This is a genomic window from Dietzia sp. DQ11-38-2 (assembly GCF_014145055.1).
Taxonomy (GTDB): Bacteria; Actinomycetota; Actinomycetes; order Mycobacteriales; family Mycobacteriaceae; genus Dietzia.
In genome coordinates this window covers 1-5502 of sequence record NZ_JAALDW010000126.1, presented here as the reverse complement: position 1 = coordinate 5502, position 5502 = coordinate 1, and the positions used below count along the sequence as shown (strand labels likewise).

Here is a 5502-nt window from a genome sequence, read left to right as displayed (position 1 = left end):
GCGCGGTCGTGAGTGACGAGGACCGACGTCGCGCCGGACTCCGCGAGCAGCGCCGAGACCTCCGCGCGGACCCGCCCCCGTAGGGCGGCGTCGAGAGCGCTGAACGGCTCGTCCAGGAGGATCAAGCCCGAACCCGGGGCGAGAGCTCGTGCCAGCGCGACCCGCTGCTGCTGACCGCCGGACAGTCGGGAAGGGCGGTCGTCGGCGCGGTCCGCCAACCCGACGAGGTCCAGGACCTCGCGCACCCGGGCCGCGCGTTCCCTCCGGCTCCGCCATCGCGCCAGCGGGTCGACCGGCACGAGTCCGAACCCGACGTTCTTGGCCACCGACAGGTGCGGGAACAGGGCGCCCTGCTGCGGGACCAGACCTATCCCGCGATGTTGGGCGGGCAGCGGGTCCACCCGGCGACCGTCGACGAGAATCCGCCCCGCCGAGACGGGGTGGAGCCCGGCGATCATGCGCAGGACGGTGGTCTTACCCGACCCGGAGGCACCGAGGACGGCCAGCGCCTCGCCCGAGCCCACGGTCAGATCGAGGTCTCGGACCACGGTGGCGCCGCCGTAGCCCCCGGCGACCCCCCGGAGCTCGAGAACGCCACCGGGGCGTCTGTCGACCGTCATGTGGCACTCACCTGGGTCTCCTCCGAACGAGCCGAGATGGCCGCCCGGGCCGGTACTCCCCGCCCGGACCCGCCCGTACCCCACCCGAAGGACCGGCCGAGCACCACGGCGGGGATCACCGCCACGGCCACCAGCATCGCGGCGTAGGGAGCGGCCTGCGAGTAGGCCGCCACCTCCGTGTGGGACCACATGGCGGTGGCCAGGGTCTGCGTCCCCGTGGGGCGGAGTAGAAGGGTCGCCGGGAGTTCCTTGGCCACGCTGAGGAACACCAGGCTCCCCCCGGCGAGGACGCCCGGCATCGACAGCGGCGCGAGCACGCGGACGAAGGTCCGGAACCGGCCCGACCCCAGCGCCCCCGAGGCGTCCTCGAGGGCGGTCGGTATCGCGCCGATCGCGGACCGGACCACTCCCACGGCGAGCGGGAGGAACAGCACCACGTATCCGAACACGAGCATGGGGACCTGCTGGTACAGGCCGGGAACCAATCGGATCCCCACGAACACGACGGCCAGTCCGACCGTGATACCGGGCAGGGCGAAACCGATCTGGGCGACCGCCTCGGTGGTCCGGGCGAGCGGGCCGTCCGACCGCGCCGCGAGGATCCCGATGGGAAGGGCCAGCACGATCGTCACCAGCGCCGCGATGCCGGACACGCCCGCGGTCGTGGCCGCGGCCGAGAGGACCGGATCCCACGAGACGTCGACCTCGGCGGCGGCCCGCACCCACCGGACCAGGCCGACGAGCGGGGCGAGAACGCCGCCGGCCAGGACCACCCCCACCACCAGCAGCGCCAGCGGCATGAACCGTCCGAGCCGGACGCGGTCCGGGAGAGAGTCCACCCCGGCGCCGACCCTCGCCACCTCGCCCCGTCGGGCCCGCCGCTCTCCCACCATCACCACGAGCGCGACCAGGATGAGCACACAGGCCAGGACCGCCGCGGGCACCCTGTCGAACGAGGCCCGGTAGCTGTGGTAGATCCCGACGGTGAACGCGTCGAACCGCAGCATGGCCACCGCTCCGAAGTCCGAGAGCGTGTACAGGGCCACCAGGAGCGCCCCGGCCGCGACCGCGGGCCTGATCTGGCGCAACGTCACACCGAGCACGGCCCTGACCGACCCGCGGCCCAGCGTCCGTGCGACCTCCTCGAGACCGGGGTCGACGCTCCGCAGTGCCGCGGCGGCGGGGAGGTAGACGTACGGGTAACACGAGATCGTCAACACGACGACCGACCCGGGCAGACCGAGGAACCGTGGGAAGTCCGCCACCCACAGGTAGCCGAGGACGTAGGACGGCATGGCGAGCGGCACGCAGAGCAGCGCTCCGATCAGCGGCGCACCGGGGAGATCCGTCCTCACCGTCAGCCACGCCAGGGTCACGCCCACCACCACACTCGCCGCGGTGACCAGCACCACCAGCACGACGGTGTTGACCAGCAGTTCGGCGGACCGACCGGACCGGACCACCTCGAGGGCGTAGGCCGGGCCACGTTCCCCCGCACGGATGAACAGATAGACCAGCGGGATGAGGGCCGCGGAGCACGCCACAGTGGCGGCCGCCCCGAGGAGGGGGCGGCCGCCACGCAGACGGGGACGGGCGTCTATGGCGGAACCGTCAGATCATGCCCACGCGAGTGAGCATCTGCTGGGTCTGCTCGAGCCCGTCCAGGTCCCCGAGATCGATATCGGGCCCCCCGAGGGACTCGAGTGGGGGCAGACCGACGGCGTCCGAGGTGATGCCCGGCACGACCGGGTACTCGCTGTCCTCCTCGAGGAAGTAGAGCTGGGACTGCTCCCCGAGGAGCTCCTGGACCACCCGGAGCGCGTCCTCCTGGCGGTCCGACGAGGCGAGCACACCGACGCCGGCCACGTTGACCAGCGCACCGGGATCGCCCTTGGTCAGGTAGTGCACCCGCGCCCGCATGTTCTCCTCGCCCTTCTCCTGGGCGGTGTTGTACCAGTAGTAGTGATTGGTCAGTCCGAGCTCGACGTCGCCGGTGTCGGCCGCCTCGAGGAGCGCCACGTTGTTGTCGTAGGTCTTCGGCTCGTTGGCCAGGAAGTCGCGGAGCCACTGCTCGGCCGCCTCGTCGCCGCGGTCGACCCGCAGTCCGGTGACGAAGGACTGGAACGAGGCGTTGGTGGGGGCGTACCCGACCTTGCCCCTCCACTCGGGCTCGGTGAGGGCGTCGATGGTGTCCGGGACCTCGGACTCCTCGAGCACCTCCGAGTCATAGACCAGCACGCGGGCGCGCAGGCTCGTCGCGACCCAGGTCCCGTCGGTCGCCCGGTACTGGGCGGGGACCTGCGCGATCGTCGCCTCGTCGAGCGGCTCGAGCAGACCCTCCTTGGACAGGGCGCCGAGCGCACCTGCGTCCTGGGAGAAGAAGATGTCGGCGGGGCTGGCCTGGCCCTCCTCCGCGATCTGGGCGGCCATCTCGGGGGTGCTCGCGTACCGCACCTCGAGGTCGATACCGGTCCTCTCCCCGATCTGCGCCAGCAGCGGGCCGACGAGGTTCTCGCTGCGGCCCGAGTAGACCACCAGCGCATCGGAATCGTCTCCGGCACCGTCCGTGGTGCAGGCCGCCAGCCCCACCACCAGCGAACCGACGGCGGCGAGCGCGGCCAGGCGGCGTCGCATCATCAGGGTTCCTCCCTCACAGTCCCGGTGCCGCGTCGCCGACACCGGGTGTGAGCTTAGCCTAAACTTATTCGAGGCTTCACCCCGGTCCACCCGCCCCGGATCAGTCCAGGTCGTCGTGCCGCATGAGCTGGCGCGCGGCCTCCGTGATCGACCCGGTCATCGAGGGGTAGACGGAGAAGGATCCGGCGAGGTCGCCCACTGTGAGCTGATTCCGCACGGCAACGGAGACGGGCAGGATGAGCTCGGACGCGGTGGGGGCCACGATCACCCCACCGATCACCACCCCGGAGGCCGGTCGGCAGAAGAGCTTCACGAAACCGCGGCGGAGGCTGCGCATCTTCGCGCGGGGGTTGCCCGCCAGCGGGTACACCTCGACGCGGGCGGGGACCTCCCCGCTCTCGATCTGCGCGTGGGAGATGCCGACGGTGGCGATCTCGGGTCGGGTGAAGACCGCCGATGCGACGGTGCGGAGTTTGATGGGACTGACCCCTTCGCCCAGCGCGTGGTACATCGCGATGCGACCCTGCATCGCCGCCACCGAGGCCAGGGGGAACAGATCGGTACAGTCCCCGGCGGCGTAGATGCCGGCGGCGGTGGTGCGGGAGACGCGGTCGACCTTGATGTGCCCGCTGCGCTGAACCTCGATGCCGGCGCTCTCCAATCCCAGGTCACCGGTGTTGGGTACCGAACCCACGCACATCAGGGCATGCGACCCCTTGACGGTCCGGCCGTCGCCCAGTCGGACGATGATCCCGTCCTCGTGGTGCTCGACCGCGTCCGCGCGGGCGTGCTTGACCAGAGCGACGCCACGCTCGCTGAGCGCCTCCTCCAGCACCAGCGCCGCGTCGGCGTCCTCGTGGGGCAGGACGCGGTCGCGGCTGGAGACCATGGTGACCTTGACGCCCATCTCCGTGAACGCGGAGACGAACTCGGCACCGGTCACACCGGACCCCACGACCACCAGATGCGAGGGGAGCTCGGTGAGGTCATAGAGCTGCCGCCAGGTCAGGATCCGCTCCCCGTCCGGCTCCGCGCCGGAGATGATGCGCGGATTGGAACCGGTGGCGATCAGCACCACGTCCGCGTCGAGGATCTTCTCCTGGCCGTTGTCCAGGGACACGAGCACGCGGTGCGAGGCCATTCCCGGCCGCGAATCGTGCAGCCGCGCGGTACCCGACAACAGCCGCACGCCCTCGCGCTGGAGCTGGGACCTGATGTCGGCGGACTGGGCGCGGGCCAGTGACTTGACCCGGCCGTTGACCTGGCCGAGCCGGTAGGCGGTGGGGTCGAAGTGCATCTCGACGCCCATCTCCTCGGCGCGGCGCATGTCCGTGCGCACGCCCGTGGTCGCGATGAACGTCTTGGAGGGCACGCAGTCGGTGAGCACGCAGTTCCCGCCGATCCCCTCGGCGTCCACGATCGTGACATCCGCACCGTACTGGGCGGCCACCAGGGCGGCCTCGTAACCGGCGGGACCGCCGCCGATGATGATGATGCGCTGCGTCACAGGTGGTCCTCCACGGGTCACGGGGTCGGGGCCGGGCGCCGCGGGCCACTGTGGTGGACCGCGTCGCGTCCGCCGTACACGGTAGTCGAACCGGCGGCACGGGGCCGGAGGACGCCGGGGCCACACCCGGCCGAGGGACTACTCTGGTCGCCGTGCCTCTCTACGCCGCGTACGGGACCAACATGCATCCCGAACAGATGAACGCCCGCGCGCCGCACTCACCGTTCGCCGGAACCGCGTGGCTGCACGGCTGGCGTCTGACCTTCGCGGGCGAGGACCCGACATGGGAGGGCGCCGTCGCCACGGTGGTCGAGGACCCGGAGTCGAAGGTGTTCGTGGTGCTCTACGACGTCCCCGACGACGACGCCCGCGCCCTCGACCGGTGGGAGGGCACGGACTCGATGCCGGCCCGGAAGATCCGGGTCCGGGTGGAGCGCCGTCCCGCCGTCCCCCCCGGGCCCCCGGTCGGCGCCCAGGAGTCCGAGTTCGCGGTCACCTCGCCCTCCCCCGGCCCGGCGGAGGGCACGGAACTGGTCTGGCTGTACGTCATGGACGCCTTCGAGGGAGGCCTGCCGTCGGCGCGGTATCTGGGCCTCCTGGCGGATGCCGCCGAGTGCGCCGGCGCGCCCGACCCCTATGTGCGGGAACTGCGTACCCGGGAATCCCGCAACGTCGGCCCGGGCGCGTAGGACTCCGGGTACACCTGTGTCGATGCCGCCTCTGCTCTCCCCCACCGCC

5 protein-coding genes are annotated in these 5502 nt (G+C 71.6%); 1 reads left to right on the top strand and 4 read right to left on the bottom strand.

The features are described from left to right. The 4 genes from G6026_RS04905 to G6026_RS04890 form a co-directional block, all read right to left on the bottom strand. The coding region (locus tag G6026_RS04905; protein ID WP_182612398.1) for an ATP-binding cassette domain-containing protein at positions 1 to 620 on the bottom strand (620 nt) is incomplete at its 3' end. Continuing rightward, positions 617 to 2164 carry an ABC transporter permease subunit gene (locus G6026_RS04900; RefSeq protein WP_182612397.1) on the bottom strand — a complete coding sequence of 516 codons (1548 nt, stop codon included), beginning with the start codon at positions 2162 to 2164 and terminating at the stop codon, positions 617 to 619. The genes G6026_RS04900 and G6026_RS04905, both read right to left, overlap by 4 nt. A gap of 67 nt (positions 2165 to 2231) precedes the next feature. Continuing rightward, positions 2232 to 3257 (bottom strand): iron ABC transporter substrate-binding protein, encoded by a 1026-nt coding sequence (locus G6026_RS04895; protein ID WP_107755915.1) that lies wholly within the window; start codon positions 3255 to 3257, stop codon positions 2232 to 2234. 100 nt (positions 3258 to 3357) lie between these two features. Continuing rightward, a complete protein-coding gene (locus G6026_RS04890; protein ID WP_107755914.1) occupies positions 3358 to 4764 on the bottom strand; it encodes an NAD(P)H-quinone dehydrogenase in 1407 nt (468 codons plus the stop codon). A 152-nt stretch (positions 4765 to 4916) separates the two neighbouring features. Here G6026_RS04890 and G6026_RS04885 point away from each other — a divergent pair, with 152 nt between their 5' ends. Beyond that, positions 4917 to 5453 (top strand): gamma-glutamylcyclotransferase, encoded by a 537-nt coding sequence (locus G6026_RS04885; protein WP_182612396.1) that lies wholly within the window; start codon positions 4917 to 4919, stop codon positions 5451 to 5453. Positions 5454 to 5502: the final 49 nt, after the last annotated feature.